The 17,398-nt window shown below is 49.4% G+C and carries 13 protein-coding genes; all 13 read left to right on the forward strand.

Annotated features, from left to right (window positions below; translation table 11 throughout):
* Positions 1–447 precede the first annotated feature (447 nt).
* The 13 genes from ABC831_RS06420 to ABC831_RS06480 all read left to right on the forward strand — a co-directional run bounded on the left by ABC831_RS06420 (position 448) and on the right by ABC831_RS06480 (position 17,327).
* Positions 448–1,485: a LacI family DNA-binding transcriptional regulator gene (locus ABC831_RS06420; protein ID WP_343247406.1), complete on the forward strand. Its 1,038-nt coding sequence runs from the start codon at positions 448–450 to the stop codon at positions 1,483–1,485.
* Positions 1,482–3,377, forward strand: coding sequence for a glycoside hydrolase family 13 protein (locus ABC831_RS06425; RefSeq protein ID WP_343247407.1), 1,896 nt, complete (start codon positions 1,482–1,484; stop codon positions 3,375–3,377). Before ABC831_RS06420 ends, ABC831_RS06425 begins: the two co-directional genes overlap by 4 nt.
* Entirely contained in the window at positions 3,374–4,717 is a 1,344-nt protein-coding gene (locus ABC831_RS06430) for an extracellular solute-binding protein (protein WP_343247408.1), read from the forward strand. Before ABC831_RS06425 ends, ABC831_RS06430 begins: the two co-directional genes overlap by 4 nt.
* 121 nt (positions 4,718–4,838) lie before the next feature.
* A complete protein-coding gene (locus tag ABC831_RS06435; protein ID WP_343247409.1) occupies positions 4,839–5,729 on the forward strand; it encodes a carbohydrate ABC transporter permease in 891 nt (296 codons plus the stop codon).
* Between the two features lie 8 nt (positions 5,730–5,737).
* Positions 5,738–6,592 (forward strand): carbohydrate ABC transporter permease, encoded by an 855-nt coding sequence (locus tag ABC831_RS06440; RefSeq protein ID WP_343247410.1) that lies wholly within the window; start codon positions 5,738–5,740, stop codon positions 6,590–6,592.
* Between the two features lie 18 nt (positions 6,593–6,610).
* A complete protein-coding gene (locus ABC831_RS06445; protein ID WP_343247411.1) occupies positions 6,611–8,455 on the forward strand; it encodes an alpha-amylase family glycosyl hydrolase in 1,845 nt (614 codons plus the stop codon).
* 422 nt (positions 8,456–8,877) lie between these two features.
* Positions 8,878–10,410, forward strand: coding sequence for a YifB family Mg chelatase-like AAA ATPase (locus ABC831_RS06450; protein WP_343247412.1), 1,533 nt, complete (start codon positions 8,878–8,880; stop codon positions 10,408–10,410).
* A gap of 13 nt (positions 10,411–10,423) precedes the next feature.
* Positions 10,424–11,302: a DNA-processing protein DprA gene (gene dprA / locus ABC831_RS06455; RefSeq protein ID WP_343247413.1), complete on the forward strand. Its 879-nt coding sequence runs from the start codon at positions 10,424–10,426 to the stop codon at positions 11,300–11,302.
* 41 nt (positions 11,303–11,343) lie between these two features.
* Positions 11,344–13,425: a type I DNA topoisomerase gene (topA, locus tag ABC831_RS06460; RefSeq protein ID WP_343247414.1), complete on the forward strand. Its 2,082-nt coding sequence runs from the start codon at positions 11,344–11,346 to the stop codon at positions 13,423–13,425.
* 69 nt (positions 13,426–13,494) lie between these two features.
* Entirely contained in the window at positions 13,495–14,310 is an 816-nt protein-coding gene (gene codY, locus ABC831_RS06465) for a GTP-sensing pleiotropic transcriptional regulator CodY (RefSeq protein WP_343247415.1), read from the forward strand.
* A 405-nt stretch (positions 14,311–14,715) separates the two neighbouring features.
* On the forward strand, positions 14,716–15,000 hold the full coding sequence (gene groES / locus ABC831_RS06470; RefSeq protein WP_158355563.1) for a co-chaperone GroES: 285 nt from the start codon (positions 14,716–14,718) through the stop codon (positions 14,998–15,000).
* Between the two features lie 26 nt (positions 15,001–15,026).
* Positions 15,027–16,646, forward strand: a complete 1,620-nt coding sequence (gene groL, locus ABC831_RS06475) for a chaperonin GroEL (protein WP_343247416.1) — start codon at positions 15,027–15,029, stop codon at positions 16,644–16,646.
* Positions 16,647–16,829: 183 nt separating this feature from the next.
* Positions 16,830–17,327, forward strand: a complete 498-nt coding sequence (locus ABC831_RS06480; RefSeq protein WP_343247417.1) for a DUF6106 family protein — start codon at positions 16,830–16,832, stop codon at positions 17,325–17,327.
* The last annotated feature ends 71 nt before the right edge of the window (positions 17,328–17,398 follow it).

Here is a 17,398-nt window from a genome sequence, read left to right on the forward strand (position 1 = left end):
TATTGCGTAAGATATTTTGCGTAAGATGTGCTTGCTGAATCTTTTTATTCTTTTCTGTACTCGGATATTGACCGGAATAAACTCATATACGGGGATACAGGCGCTTTTATCCTCGAATAGACCGGCATCCGGGGACAGGCCCCTTTCTCTGCGTAGCTGCTGAAAAATCGGGCTTTACTGCCGAAAGGTGCCAGTCCCCTTTCGGTTTGCCGTGAATAGTAACTATTAGTTATAAGTTCCTGGAGTTTTTCTTGACAAGAAGGGTTTTATGTGATATTTTTAAATTAAAGCAAACGGTTGCATAAGAAAAATATTTTATATTAAAAATATATAATATAAAATATAAATTATATACAAAATATATATAAATATTCAAAAAATAGATAATATAATGCAAAAATAATAGGAGTAAAAAATAAACCGGTTGCATAAAAAGGAGGTAGCGGGATGGCAGTAACGATTAAAGATGTGGCACAGGCAGCGGGAGTGTCTGCCTCGACGGTATCCAGAGTATTGAACAACAAAGGAGTTATATCGGAAGAGACCCGGAAGAGGATCTGGGACACGATGAAAGAATTGGAATATGTGCCCAACGATGTAGCCAGAAGTTTTGCAAACGGGAGCGCGCGTGCCTTTGCCCTGGTAATCGACGTGGTGGACGTCCGGGCTTATGCGAACAACTTTTTCAACAATACGGTGTTCGGCATTGAAACGGCCGCCCATGAGAACGGTTATAACCTCATGATTACCAATGAGAAGTCGGTGGAAGACGAGATCTCACCGGTACAAAAGCTTGTACTGGGGAAAAAGATCGACGGTATTGTTATTCCGATCTCCATGGCCGGTGAAAGTCTGTTGGAGAAGCTTAACGATCTGGGATTCCCGTCGGTAATTTTGGGACATTTGGATGAGGGCCGCACCGAGACCAGCTGGGTGGATATCAATAACACCCAGGGGGGGGCGCTGGCTGTCCGTCATTTGATAAAAAAAGGATACCGCAATATAGCCTTCCTGTACGGAAACGATAAGGAACAGTTCAACCAGGACCGGCTGACGGGATACAGCAGGGGAGTGTCTGCAGGCGGGATGGAGGTAAAACAGGAACTTATATGCCATGGCCTGTCGGGTGTGGAGGACAGCAGGGAATGCGTACTGGGACTGCTGCGGCAGGAAGACAGGCCGGACGCCGTGGTATGCGGGGATGACAGGCTGGCCCTTGGGGCGCTTAGAGCGGCAAAAGCGGCCGGTGTGGCGGTTCCCCGTGATTTTGGAATCGTAAGCTTTGATAATACGCCGCTTACTGAACTGGCGGACATTCCTATTACCAGCTTGGACGTGGATACCTTTGAACTGGGCCGTCAGGCCGCTGAGATCCTGATTCAGCAGATCGAGGAGCCGGAGGCCAGTTTCCGGCAGGTACTGCTTTCTACGAAAATAATCGGCAGGGCATCTACAGAACGTGAATCCGGGGAGGAAAAGATGTGAGAGAATCGTTAAACAAAGCTGCCGTGCTTCATCGTCCCACGAAGGAATATATTTATCCGGAATCACGGCATACGCTGGTGTACCAGCTGTCCGCAGCGCGGGGCGATCTGGAGCGGGTGGAGCTTCAGTATTGGTATCGCACAGAGGAAGAAGAGGAAGCGCGTCATTGTCTGCAAATGACCTGTTCTTTGCGGGACGGCTGCCGGGATTATTACAGGGCCAAAGTCACGTTCTCCGGGCCGGCCGCTTACGTACGTTACTGTTTCAGGCTGGAGAAGGGGAAGGACGTATACTGGTATGGTCCAAATGGTTTCCGGGATCGTAAGCCCGGTATGAAGGAACATTATTTTGAATTCCTGTGGCCCAATGAAGGGGATGGCTGCCGGGCGCCTGGCTGGAGCAGCAGCCAGGTATATTATCAGATTTTCCCCGAGAGGTTTCGCAACGGAGACAAGTCACTGGACCCGCCGGGAACGGTGCCCTGGGGAAGTATACCCAACCGTCAGGAATACATGGGCGGGGATTTGGCAGGGGTCATTGAAAAATTGGATTACATAAAGGATCTGGGAGCTACCTGTATTTACTTTACTCCCATATTCCATGCCATGTCGAACCACAAGTACGACACAGTGGATTATTATTCAGTGGATCCCGGGTTCGGTTCGGCGGAACTTTTCCGTCATCTGGTGGAAGAAGCCCATAACAGGGGATTACGGATCATTTTGGACGGGGTATTTAACCATTGCGGTTATGATTTTCCTTATTTTCAGGATTTTCTGGTTCATGGGGAGCAGTCGGCATACCGGGAGTGGTTTTATGCTGATTCCTACCCGGTACAGACCGATCCGCCAAACTATGACTGCGTGGGTCATTATAAATGGATGCCGAAGATCAACCTGAACTGTCCGGAGGCCAGACGTTACTTTATTGAAGTCGGAAAATACTGGGTCCGGGAATTTGATACGGACGGCTGGCGGCTGGACGTGGCTGATGAGGTGGCTACCAGCTTCTGGGAACAGTTTGCATGGGAATTAAGACAGGTGAAATCTGATATTCTGCTGATCGGAGAGACATGGGGAGACGCGGGGAGAATCTTAAACGGCAACCGGCTGGACAGCGCTATGAACTATCTGTTCAAGGATGCGGTAACCGACTTTATCGCCCGGGAGTGTATCACGGTGTCGGAATTTGACGGAAGACTGAACCGGATGCTGGCTCTGTACCCGGAAGAAGTATGCCTGCGTATGTATAACCTGCTGGACAGCCACGATACGGCCCGTTTTCTGTACGAGTGCGGCGGACAGGTACGGCTGCTCAAGCTGGCGGCCGCCGTCATGATGACATTCCCGGGCTGCCCGGCTATATTTTACGGGGATGAGGTGGGTGTCACCGGCGCCAATGACCCGCTGTGCCGGCAGGCCATGATATGGGAGGAAGAACGTCAGGACGCAGAGCTTCTCTTATGGTATAAGAAGCTGGCCTCGGTTCGCCATTCCTGCGTATCCCTGCAGCAGGGAAGCTTCTGTGCGAATCTGATATCGGATGAGAAAAAACTATACGGTTATTTCAGACAGACAGAGGATGAGGTTACTGCAGTAGTGATAAATGCCTCCCCGGATACGGCTAAGATGGAGGTGCCGCTTCCTTATGACGGAGAGTGGACCGATCTGCTGGACGGCGGAGAGGTAATAGCCGGGGAGATAAAAACCGGGGAGATGATAACCGGGGAGATAAAAACCGAGGAGATGATAACCGGAAAAATAATAACCGGAAAGAATGGGGACTGCAGCCGGTATATGAACTGTGACATGACGGATTACCGGGGATTGATCAAGGTGGAACTGGAAGCATATTCCATAAAAATATTTCGAAAAAGAGGTGTAATAGTATGAAAGGGAAGGGTATTAAAAAACTATTGGCATTATCAGTGGCAGCCATGATGACTTTCACACTCTCGGCATGTGGGGAAAAAGCGGCTTCGAACCCGGAACCGGCACAGACAACGCCTCCCAAGGCGGACACAGCGCCGGCAGAGACTCCTAAGAGTACGGAAACGCCGCCCGCAGAACCGGTCACTATTAACTTCTGGCACCATTACAGCGCTCAGTCGAAGGAGAACGAGACATTGACCAAGGTGCTGATCCCGAAATTTGAGGAGGAGAATCCGGGATATAAGGTGAACGCAGTTTCTCATGAATGGGCGGACCTGCACGATAAGATCCTGGTAAGTGCCAGCTCCGACACACTGCCCGACGTGGCCCGGCTGGATATCGCCTGGGTGCCGGAGTTCCAGAAGATGGATATACTGATTCCGCTGGATCAGGAGATGAGCGATTTTGGCACCGTCAGCGGGAACCTGCTGGAAAGCGCGATGAGTACCGCCAAGATCAAGGATCACTACTACGCGCTGGCCCTGAATACGAATTCCAAGATAATGTTCTACAACGAGGAAGCGTTCAAAGAAGCCGGACTGGAACCGCCGAAAACCATGGATGACTTTGCAAACGCGGTGAAAAAACTTTCCGGAAAGAATAAAGACGGACAGCAGGTGTGGGGATTGGATGAGCCGGCTCTGTCCGGATGGAACGTACTTCCATATATTTGGAGTTACGGCGGTTCCATCACGGATGAGAACTATACCAAGGCTGACGGATATGTGAACAGTGAAGCGACGGTTAAGGCGGTCAAAATGCTGGCCGACATGTATAAGAACAAAGAGTTTACAGGCTTTAACAGCGGAGATATTCCGATGACCGACGGGTTTGGTACCGGGCGCTATATGATGCTGTTAGAAGGCCCCTGGAAGACGGCGGAGATGGCCGGCGGGTATCCGGATTTCAAATACGGGACCTGCGAGATGCCGGCGGGCGACGGCGGTTCCATATCGGTGCTGGGCGGCGAGGACATCGCCATGTTCAAGACAGCGAATAAGGAAGGCGCCTGGAAGTTCATGCAGTTTATGACCAGTGAATTCGCGGAAGTGGAAATGGCAAAATGCGGGCAGATTCCGGTAAATAAGACTGCGCTGGAGAACGACGCCGTGAAGAACGCGGACTTCGCGCCGTTCCTGGATGCCATTCAGACCGCCAAGGCACGTCCTCCGGTAGCGTCCTGGTCGGAAATCGACAACGAACTGACCAACGCCATGACATCGGTCATTAAGGATGGGGCGGACGCTCAGAAAACGCTGGACGATCTGGCGGCTAAAATGGATAAACTGCTGGCGGAATAGCAGGTGCGGCAGGTGTTATGGACTACAGTTGACCGGGGCGGGCCAAACCGGATAAAAGAACGGCACAGGCGGCGGTTGGATCCGGCGCCTGTGACAGCCCGGCCGGGAAAAGGAGGATGACATGGGAATCAAATCAATTCGCAACCGCCTGCAGATATCGGCCCTTTTACTGCCCGGCGTGGCCGTGTTTGCACTATTTACCATATACCCCATTGTGAAGCTGTTTCAGATGAGCTTTTTGGCATGGGACTTTGGGTCCATGACCGGCCAGGAGTTCGCGGGCCTGCAAAACTATGCGGATGTCCTGTCGGACCCTACCTTTGGCACCGCGTTCGTGAATACTCTGCTGTATACGCTGGTGACGGTTCCGGGGCAGATGATCCTGGGCCTGCTGGCGGCCACGTTTATTAACGCGATTCCAAAGTTCCGGGTATCCTTCCGTGTCATCTATTATCTCCCTGTCATTACTTCCTGGGTAATTGTGTCCCTGGTATTTAAGTATATCTTTAATACGGAAGGAATGCTTAATTATTTCCTGTCCGACATCATCCATCTGACGAACGGGAATGTCCCCTGGCTGGACTCGAGGCAGGGCGGGATGTTCGTGGCGATGATGCTGGGGATCTGGAAGGGGGTCGGCTGGAATATGGTGATCTTTCTGGCCGCACTGCAGAGCGTTCCCCAGGACCTGTACGAATCCGCCCAGATGGATGGCTGCGGCAGCTTCGGTAAGTTCTTCTATATCACGCTGCCCAGCATCAGAGGGACGGTTCTGTTCGCTCTGGTCATGCTGACCATCGGCGGGTTTAACGTATTTACTTCTATTAAAATGATAACGGCCGGCAAGCCGATGCACCAGACGGAGACGGTACTGACATGGATGTATTATAAGGCGTTTAATACGGGCAAGTTCGGATACGCGGCCGCCCTGTCCTTTATCGTGGCGGTGACACTGATCCTGCTGGCGATCCTGCAGTTCAGGGTCATGAGACAAAATGACGGGCCAAAGTGAGGTGTTTGATGATGAGTCGGATAAACCGCAGAATGTGTAAAAAGAATATACCATTATATGTACTGCTTCTATGCGGCGGGGTCGTGTCAATATTGCCTATGATCTACATGATCAGCACGTCTTTAAAACCGAACGGGGCGCTGTATGAATTCCCGCCGCATTTTTTCCCGGCGCTTGATAAAATCACGGTGGAGAACTATATCTACATTTTTCAGCAGGAAAAATTTTACATCAATTTCCTGAACAGCGTCGTGGTGGCTGTGCTTACGGTGATCCTGACCGCTTTTATTGCGGCGGCCCTGGCCTTTTGCATCGCTCGTTTCCGGTTCCCGGGACGGAATATCCTGTTCGGGCTGGTGATCGGAACCATGATCATCCCCGGTACGACCCTGATCATTACTCAGTACCAGCTGGCCACTTTTTTTCATCTGACCAACAAACTGCTGGGCCTGATTCCGTTTTATGTGGCATGGGAACTGCCTTTTTCCACATTTATGATCAAGAGCTATATCGAGAACATACCAAAGGATTTTGACGAAGCTGTGTACATGGATGGAGGCAGCACGTTTACCGTGTTTTTTAAGATCATGCTGCCTCTGGCCAGCCCGGCCATCGCGTCGGTTAGTATATTCAATTTTTTGACCGCATGGGAGGAATTCCCATGGGCTTTAACCGTAATCAACGATAATCTGAAAAGGACCTTGCCCATTGCAATCTCAGGATTTTTCGGGCAGCATCAGTTTACCCAGTGGGGCTATGTGTTCGCTATGTCTGTGGCGAGTCTGGTTCCGATATTGATCATCTTCATATGCTTCCAGAAATATTTTGTATCCGGATTACAAACAGGGGGGATAAAAGGTTAGAAGGTGAGGAGGAATATCATGTATAAGAAGAACTTTCGGATGAAGGCTCTTAGTTTGGTGTTAGCTATCCTGTTCTGTGTTTCCCTGCTCATGCCGTCGCAGGTTTTGGCTGAGACGAATACCCAGCCAAGCAGTGTGCTGAATGAAAGTGATATTATTTATATGGTGTTGACAGACCGTTTTTATGACGGCGATTCCACGAATAACGGAACGCTGAACCAGGAATACCGGCCCGGGCAGTTGAAATACACCCAGGGGGGCGACTGGAAAGGGCTGACGCAGAAGCTGGATTATATTAAGAATCTCGGGGTTACGGCGATCTGGATCTCACCCCCGTCCCAGAATGAATTATTGAGCAGGGACGGAGAGGAATCCGGATATCACGGATATTTTACCCATGATTATAATTCCGCCGATCCCCATTACGGAACCAAGCAGGATTTGATTGATCTGGTGGACACAGCGCATGCCAAGGGACTGAAGGTGATTCTGGACGTGGTGCCGAACCATACCGCGGATTACTTTGCCGGGACATCCACCACCTATAGTTCCGCTGACTACCAGCCGGCTGCGCCGTTTAATAATCCCAGCTGGTACCATCATTACGGGGATATTACAAATTGGGATAACCCTTTCCAGGTCCTGAATTATGACCTGGGCGGACTGGATGATTTGAACCAGGATAATCCGGATGCGCGGGCAGCCATCAAAGACGCTTATAAAAACTGGGTCGATATTACCGGGGCAGATGGCGTGCGGGTGGATGCAGCCCGGTCCATACCCAAAGATTTCCTGCAGGAATTCGAGCAGTATCTGGGCGTGCCCTCTTTTGGGGAAATCTTTGTAGGGGATGTGGACTATGTAAGCGATTTTGCCAATTATGAGTGGGGTGTGCTTGATTTCCCGCTGTTCTTCCAGGCCCGGGAAGTGTTCGCCCATGATGCGAGCTTTACCACTGTAAAATCGATTCTGGATCAGGATTATAAATATAAGGATGTCAATCATCTGGTTACTTTCATAGATAACCATGACAGAGACCGGTTCCTGTGCCTGGCAGACGATAATTATCAAAAGCTCCGGCTGGCGCTGACCTTCCTGTTCACAGTCCGGGGTATCCCCGATGTCTATTACGGAACGGAACAGAACTGCTACGGCGGCGGCGTTCCTACCGAGTGGGCCGGAATCGCCAATAAAGAAAACAGGGAAGTGATGCCCGGATTTTCCGAAGACGGAAACATGTATAAACTGATTCAAAGACTGAGCCAGCTGCGCAAAGATTATAACTGCCTCCAGACCGGCACCCAGCGGGAAATGTGGGTGGAAGATAATATCTATGCGTATTCCCGCAGGAATGACACGACCGGCCAGGAAGTCATCACCGTGATCAATAACGGGACCAGTAATGAGACCCGCCAGATACCAATCAGGGCAGAGAGCTCTTTGGGCGTGGGCACAGGACTGACGAACCTGCTGGATACGTCTGTTTCCGTTAACATCACTGCCGGCGGTGTGACTGGGAAGCAGATCAGTCTGCAGATTCCGGCAAAGACTGCATATGTGTTCACGTCTGACTCCGTAGCGTCCTATACTCCTCCGGCCAGGAATGTAACGACGATCCGGGTTCATTATGACGTAGGACTTGGCAACGATATGTACCTGCGGGGAGACAGTTATCCGCTTACCTGGGACATAGGACGCAAGATGCTGAATGTAAGTTCCGATGTCTGGGTGTATGAGACGGAGCGGATACCGGCCGGCGCTTCCTTCGAATTTAAACCGATGATAAATAATACCACCTGGTCCAGCGGTAATAACTTTGTTGGAACCGGAGGGCAGGTGAACGACATCTACCCGACTTTCTGACTATCACAGGCTACATAAGAATTAAAGTATGAGACTGGCGCCTGGCAGGACCGCCGAGCTCGGGAAGCTGGAGGGTGCACACTTGATAGGGGCCTGTCCTCGGATGTTAACTGGAGTATTCCGGCATCCGGGGACAGGTCCTTTTTTCTACGTAGCTGCTGAAAAATCGGTTTTTACTGCCGAAAGCTGCCAGGCCCCTCCCATTTTTGGAGCCTGAATTTTCGGACAGTCTCCCCTTAATATTCCGCATTTATTTTAACGTTTAAGTATTGATATAACAGCTATTTTATAGTATAGTAAGCTCATCGGACAAGTTCTTTGTCTGTTTTCCGGCGTATCGCCGATTTTTCCTATATTAACGAACGAATTTTATAACAATTAAATCATGATCTCTAATTTTATAATATGAAATGAGGTGTTATATGTTTAGCAGCGTATTGTCCGCGTGTGTGTGCGGGATCGAGAGTATACCGGTGCATGTGGAGGCGGATATCAGTGACGGGCTACCGGTAATGAATATGGTGGGCTATCTGTCCTCGGAGGTGAAGGAGGCGCAGGACAGGGTCCGATCGGCTATGAGAAATACGGGAATCCGTCTGCCGGTGAAGCGGATTACGGTGAATCTTTGGCCGGCAGATATCAGGAAAGCGGGTTCCGCTTTTGATCTGCCCATTGCGTCCGCGATTCTGGGGGCGTTGGGGATGATACCCGCCGGGAGGATGGAGAAGGTATTGATCGCGGGAGAGCTAAGCCTGAATGCGGAGGTGAATCCGGTAAATGGTATTCTGGCCGTGGCGGCCGGAGCCAGGGAAATGAAGTGTGACTGCTGTATTGTCCCAAAACAGAATGCGCAGGAGGCAGCTGCGATACCGGGGCTCACAGTGATCGGGGTTCAGACGCTCGCGGAAGTGATTGCCTATCTGAATGATGAGACGGCGCTCCAGCCGGAATATGTGGATACAGAGGAACTGCTGGCGGAAGCAGGGACGGAAGGCGGCATGGATTATGCGGATATCTTCGGCCAGGAAGCGGTAAAACGGGCTGCGGAGGTAGCAGTGAGCGGCAGGCATAATCTGCTTCTTATCGGGCCGCCGGGGGCGGGTAAGACGATGATAGCCAAGAGAATCCCCTCGATCCTGCCCCGGCTGACGATTGAGGAAAGCCTGGAGATAACGAAGATATACAGCGTGTGCGGGCTTCTCAAAAAGGACGAGGGACTGATCCGGAAACGCCCGTTCCGCTCTCCGCATCATACGGTTACGACAAATGCGCTGGCCGGCGGCGGGAGGATACCCAGGCCCGGTGAGATCAGTCTGGCCCATCTGGGAGTACTTTTTCTGGATGAACTTCCCGAGTTTTCCAAACCGGTCCTGGAGATCTTACGGCAGCCGATGGAGGAACGGGTGATCCATATCGCCAGAAACAGGGGAAATTATACGTTCCCGGCGGATTTTATGCTGGCGGCAGCTATGAATCCCTGCCGGTGCGGCTTTTATCCGGATATGGGAAAGTGCAGCTGTAATTCCAAAGAGATCAAAAGATATCTGGGAAAAATAAGCGGCCCGCTGCTGGACCGTATGGATATCTGCACGGAGGTACCCAGGATGGAATATGATAAAATCGCAGCTAAGAGGATGGGGGAGACATCCGCCGCTATCCGGGAACGGGTTTCCAGAGCCCATGAGATGCAGCGCCGTAGATATCAGGGGACTCCTTTCCGCTATAATGCGGAACTGACACCAGCGGCCATCGGGACGTATTGCGCATTGGGGAAAAAGGAAGAAGCGCTGCTCTCGGAAGTTTTTGATAAACTGGACTTGAGTATGCGGGGGTGCCACCGCGTACTCCGGGTGGCGAGAACCATCGCAGATCTGGACGGCAGCAAAAGAATCCGTTCCGAACATTTAAGTGAGGCTGTCATGTACCGGATGGGCGACCGGAAATTCTGGCATTAAAGGGGGCATGATTATGGAAAGAACCGAATATGTTGCTTATGGAGAGCCGGCCTATCCCGAGAAGCTGGGAAAGATACAGGCATATCCCCAGGGCCTTTACGTCAGGGGAAAACTGCCCGATCCGAAAGTACCGGCGGTGGCCATCGTGGGAGCCCGTATGTGCAGTGCCTATGGGAGGAGTAAAGCCCGGGAATTCGGAAGAGTGCTGGCGGCCAACGGGGTACAGATTATCAGCGGATTGGCGAAGGGGATCGATGGATGCGCCCAGGAAGGGGCGTTAGAAGCGGGAGGACTGACATTTGCGGTTATGGGCTGCGGGGTAGATATCTGCTATCCCAAAGAGAATTACAGGCTATATGAACAGATCATAAGGGAAGGCGGAGTGATTTCAGAGTATCCCAACGGGGAACAGCCGGTCAACTGGCATTTCCCGGCCAGAAACCGGATTATCAGCGGCCTGGCGGATCTGGTACTGGTAATAGAAGCCAAAGAAAAGAGCGGGTCTTTAATTACCGCAGATCTGGCGCTGGAGCAGGGAAAGGACGTGTTTGCGCTGCCGGGACGGGTGACGGACCCGCTCAGCATGGGATGTAACCGGCTGATCGCCCAGGGAGCCGGCATTGCATTACGTCCGGAAGAATTGCTGGAAGGACTTGGAATCATATTTGGCAAATCTGACGGGAAATCGAAAAAAATGAAGATACCACTTGAAAAAAACGAAGTTTCGGTGTATGCTTGTTTGGATTTAGTCCCAAAAAGTGTAGATGAAATTATGGCGGTAACCGCCTTGCCTATACAGGAAGTATTTCAAATATTATTGTCCCTTCAGCTAAAAGAATGCATAGAAGAAGCGGCAAAGGGGAAATTTGTCAGAAGGGACTTTCCGGTATAAACCGGTGGTTTGAAGTTAAGAAGATTTTCGGAGGGTATTAAATGGCTAAGTATTTAGTGATCGTGGAATCACCGGCTAAGGTGAAAACTATTAAAAAATTCCTCGGTTCCAATTATGATGTGGCGGCGTCGGGAGGTCACGTAAGGGATCTGCCCAAGAGTCAGCTGGGAATCGATATTGAGCATGACTATGAACCGAAGTATATTACAATCCGGGGGAAAGGGGAACTGCTGGCTGATCTGCGCAAGAAGGTTAAGAAAGCAGATAAGATCTTTCTGGCAACTGACCCTGACCGGGAAGGAGAGGCGATCTCCTGGCATCTGTCCAAGGCTCTTAAGCTGGAAGATAACAGAATGGCCAGAATCAGTTTTAATGAAATTACCAAAAATGCAGTAAAGGCTTCTCTGAAAGAGCCCAGGGATATTGATATGAATCTGGTAAATGCGCAGCAGACCAGAAGAATTCTGGACCGTATGGTTGGTTACCGGATCAGCCCCCTGCTGTGGGCAAAGGTTAAGCGGGGGTTGAGTGCGGGGCGTGTGCAGTCCGTGGCGCTTCGGATCATTGCCGACCGGGAAGAAGAGATTGACGCATTTATTCCGGAAGAGTACTGGACCTTGGACGCAAAATTTGGTATTCCCGGGGAGAAAAAGGTACTGGTCGCCAAATTCTATGGAGATAAAGACGGCAAGCGCACGATCCGGAATGAAGAAGAGCTGAACCAGATCCTGAAGGATCTGGAGGGAGCCGACTATAAGGTGGCTGATGTCAAGACCGGCGAGCGGATCAAGAAACCGCCGCTTCCCTTTACAACCAGTACCCTGCAGCAGGAAGCCTCCAAGCTTTTGAATTTTTCCACCCAGAAAACCATGCGTCTGGCGCAGCAGCTGTATGAAGGAATCGAAATCGCGGGTAACGGTACGGTTGGTGTGATCTCCTACCTGCGTACGGATTCCACGAGAATCTCCGATGAAGCGGATGCGAATGCGAGAGCCTATGTGGAGGAGGTATACGGAAAAGAATACGTGACCACTGCCCAGGCGTCTTCCAGTAAGGGGAAAAAGATCCAGGATGCCCACGAAGCGATCCGTCCGACAGATATCACAAGGCTTCCCGCTATGCTGAAGGAATCCTTATCGCGGGATCAGTTCCGCCTGTACCAGTTGATCTGGAAACGCTTTACAGCCAGCCGGATGAGCCCGGCCAGATATGAGACAACTTCGATTAAAATAGACGCGCGGGACTATCGTTTTACGGTGGCAGCCTCCCGTCTGGCGTTTGACGGTTTTATGTCCGTCTATGAAATAGATGACGAAGAAAAGCAGCAGAATAATGTGCTGGCCAGACAGATTACTACAGATACCCAGATTCATCTGAATGAATTTGACCAGAAACAGCATTTTACACAGCCGCCGGCTCATTATACGGAGGCCACATTGGTTAAGACGCTGGAGGAACTGGGGATCGGACGACCCAGCACCTATGCCCCTACCATAACCACGATCATCGCCAGACGTTATGTGGCGAAGGAGAATAAAAATCTCTATCTGACCGAGCTGGGGGACGTGGTCAATTCCATCATGAAACAGAGCTTTCCCAGTATCGTGGATGTGAATTTTACCGCGAATATGGAGGGCCTGCTGGACTGTGTGGAAGAAGGCACGGTTAATTGGAAAACAGTGGTCAGCAATTTTTATCCAGATCTGAGAGATGCCGTAGAAAAAGCGGAAAAAGAGCTGGAGCAGGTGAAGATAGAAGATGAAGTCACCGATGTAATCTGCGAGGAGTGCGGCAGGAACATGGTGATCAAGTACGGACCTCATGGCAGATTCCTGGCTTGTCCGGGATTTCCCGACTGCCGCAATACCAAGCCCTACCTGGAAAAGGTGGGAGTCGCGTGTCCGAAGTGCGGTAAGGAAATCGTGCTGCGCAAGACGAAAAAAGGCCGCCGTTACTACGGATGCGAGGATAATCCGGAATGTGATTTTATGTCCTGGCAGAAGCCGTCCCAGGAGAAATGTCCGGAATGCGGAGGATACATGGTAGAGAAGGGGAGTAAGCTGGTCTGTGCCAATGAACACTGCGGTTATGTCAAGGTAATAAGCAAAGAAAAAACTTCTTAAAGATGTGAGATAATTCGGTTGATTTTCAGACAATTCCATGTTAGAATTGTGGTTGTTTAGGAGGTCGCCATGAGTATTCAACTATTAGACAAAACCAGGAAGATTAATAAGCTGCTTCATAACAACAGCCACAGCAAGGTGGTCTTTAATGATATCTGCGCGGTACTGGCGGATATTCTGGATTCCAACATACTGGTGGTCAGTAAAAAAGGAAAGGTTCTGGGTTCATCCAAATGTCAGGATGTCGAGGAGATTACCGAATTGATATCAGACCGGGTGGGTCAGTTTATAGACCGGACGCTGAACGAACGATGGCTGTCCATCCTTTCCACAAAAGAAAATGTAAATCTGCAGACTCTGGGTTTTGACTCGGAAGATGTGCTTAATTATGAGGCAATCATAACGCCCATCGATATTTCAGGGGAGCGTTTGGGTACTCTGTTTGTTTATAAAAAGGATGTCCGGTTCGATATCGGAGATATCATCCTGTGTGAATATGGAGCAACCGTTGTGGGCCTGGAGATGATGCGGGCTGAAAAGGAAGAAGCGGAGACCAGAAAGCGGCAGATTCAGGTGGTTAAGGCTGCGATCAACAGCCTGTCTTTCTCGGAATTGGAAGCGATCATCTGCATTTTCGATGAGCTGGGAGGGCCGGAAGGAATCCTGATCGCCAGCAAGGTCGCGGACAATGTGGGAATCACCCGTTCCGTAATCGTCAACGCCCTGCGCAAGTTCGAAAGCGCCGGCGTCATAGAATCCCGTTCCTCCGGTATGAAAGGCACCTATATCAAAGTAATAAACGATTATATATTCGAAGAACTGGATGATATCAAGGAACGCAAAAGGATGTCTATGGAACTGAATATCAAAAACACGGATTATTAATAAACTCAAATAAACTCCCCCGACTTTAACCGTTGGGATATAAGGGATACTGTCTTGAAGTTGGAGGCAGTATTTTTTGTTATCTGTGTTTGGCGGTTTTGGGTGGGGGCCGGGATTAGAGGGAGGCGGCGGGAGCCCCTCCGGACCACAGTTACACCCCCCGCAAGTAAGTTCGATACTCAATAAAGTATAAAAAAAGTATAAAATCGTATAAAAAGGATAAAATTAAGAAAATGGATAAAAATGTTAGAATAAGCTAGAAAAAATGAGAATATATTGAGAAAATCGCCAATATGTAAAGTTGCACGAAAGGCGAGAATTATCTAATATATGACTATCGGTTAGCACTCGAATTGAGTGAGTGCTAATAATACACAAAGCAGAATTCATTAAGGAGGAATTATCATGAAATTAGTACCGTTGGGAGACAGAGTAGTTATTAAACAGTTAGAAGCAGAAGAAACTACAAAATCCGGTATCGTATTACCTGGCCAGAACAAAGAGAAACCTCAGCAGGCAGAAGTAATAGCAGTAGGACCCGGTGGAACGGTTGACGGGAAAGAAGTCAAGATGGAAGTAAAAGCTGGCGATAAGATTATATATTCCAAATATGCCGGAACAGAAGTAAAAATCGATGAAGACGAATACATCATCGTAAAACAGTCCGATATCTTAGCAATCATCGAATAATATAGAAAGAGTAGGAGGCTATTATCATGGCAAAAGAGATTAAATACGGAGCAGAAGCAAGAGCTGCATTGGAAACAGGTGTGAATAAGCTGGCGGATACTGTCAGAGTAACGTTAGGGCCCAAAGGAAGAAACGTTGTACTGGATAAATCCTTCGGCGCTCCGCTGATCACCAACGATGGTGTAACCATCGCAAAAGAAATCGAACTGGAAGATGCTTTTGAGAACATGGGCGCTCAGCTGGTAAAAGAAGTAGCGACCAAGACCAACGACGTAGCAGGTGACGGAACAACTACCGCTACCGTTCTGGCTCAGTCCATGATCCACGAAGGAATGAAGAACCTGGCAGCAGGCGCTAACCCCATCGAACTTCGTAAAGGTATGAAGAAAGCTACAGATACCGCAGTCAATGCGATTCATGACATGAGCAGAAAGATTTCCGGCAAAGACCAGATCGCAAGAGTAGCCGCTATCTCCGCAGGTGATGATACGGTAGGCGATATGGTGGCGGACGCTATGGAAAAGGTATCCAATGACGGCGTTATCACGATTGAAGAATCCAAGACCATGTTAACAGAACTGGATCTGGTAGAAGGTATGCAGTTTGACAGAGGTTACATTTCCGCATATATGGCTACTGATATGGATAAAATGGTTGCGACTCTGGATGAACCCTACATTCTGATCACGGACAAAAAGATCAGCAATATTCAGGAAATCCTTCCTCTGTTAGAGCAGGTCGTACAGTCCAGCGCTAAACTTCTGATCATCGCAGAAGATGTGGAAGGCGAGGCCCTGACTACCCTGATCGTGAATAAATTAAGAGGAACCTTCAACGTAGTAGCTGTAAAAGCACCTGGCTACGGCGACAGAAGAAAAGCAATGCTGGAAGATATCGCTATCCTGACCGGCGGACAGGTAATTTCCGATGAACTGGGACTGGATCTGAAAGAAACCACAATGGCTCAGTTAGGACGTGCAAAATCCGTTAAAGTCGAAAAAGAGAATACCATTATCGTTGACGGTTATGGTGAAAAGAGCGCGATCGATGGCAGAATCAGCCAGATCAAAGCTCAGATCGAAGAAACCACCTCTGATTTTGACAGAGAAAAATTACAGGAAAGACTTGCTAAATTATCCGGCGGTGTTGCAGTGATCCGTGTAGGTGCTGCTACCGAAACTGAGATGAAGGAAAGCAAGCTTCGTATGGAAGATGCTTTGAATGCGACAAGAGCAGCTGTAGAAGAAGGTATCATCGCAGGTGGCGGTTCCGCATATATCCATGCAGCTAAAGAAGTTGAAAAACTGGCTGAAACAATGGAAGGCGACGTCAAGACAGGCGCTAACATCATCCTGAAAGCTCTCGAGGCTCCGCTGTACTATATTGCGGCAAATGCAGGACTGGAAGGTTCCGTCATCGTTAACAAAGTGAAAGAAGCAAGCGTAGGCCATGGCTTCGACGCTTACAAAGAGCAGTATGTAGATATGGTAGAAGCAGGCATCCTGGATCCTTCCAAGGTAACCAGAAGCGCACTGCAGAACGCCACCAGTGTAGCAGCTACCTTCCTGACCACGGAATCCGTAGTTGCCAACATCAAAGAAGATGCGCCGGTTCCTCCGGCCGGAGGCGGAATGGGAATGATGTAATTCCTTTTAAAGGGGCCCTGAAAAGGGGCCCCTTTTTTGGACTTTTTTTATCTGGTTAAAACCGTTAATAAAACCAGATAAAAACCGAGAAACCAAAATAGACCAGAAATTGAAAAAAACACTTTAAAAGTCGGTAAGATTTGATATAATGTACATAATATGTAATATTTTGGAGGTTAGCGGATGAGTGACTTGTATTTCGAACATATTGTTAAAAGAAAGACCCCAACGCTGTTGGTAGTGGCAAAGGGTGTTATGCTGGGCATAACCGTAGCGGCATTTATAATGGGTGTGCTGGCAACACCGATCTTATTAATAGCCGGAGTAGTTCTCGGAATTGTGGATTATTTTGTATTTCCCCGCTGGGATGTGGAGTTTGAATACTTGTTTGTAAATGGCGAGATGGATGTGGATAAGATAATGTCCAAAAGTAAGAGAAAGAAGATGGGTAGTTTTGAACTCTCCAGAACGGAACTGGTTGCGCCGTACAATTCCCATGATTTCGATTCCTACCGCAACAAACAGATGAAGACTCTGGATTTCTCAAGCGGCATTCCGGATCATAAAATATACGGAATGGTCGTGGAGGGCGATCAGGAGCTTCTGAAAATTCTGTTCGAGCCCAACGAAAAGATCCTTCAGGCCATGAAGAGTATGGCCCCCAGAAAAATCATAATCTAATATAGTTTCCCCCTTTTCGAAATCAGCCGTCAGAATCGGATAGATCGGAGAGGTGGAAACTTTTTTCATGG

It is taken from the genome of Diplocloster hominis (assembly GCF_032380655.1).
Taxonomy (GTDB): domain Bacteria; phylum Bacillota; class Clostridia; order Lachnospirales; family Lachnospiraceae; genus Diplocloster; species Diplocloster hominis.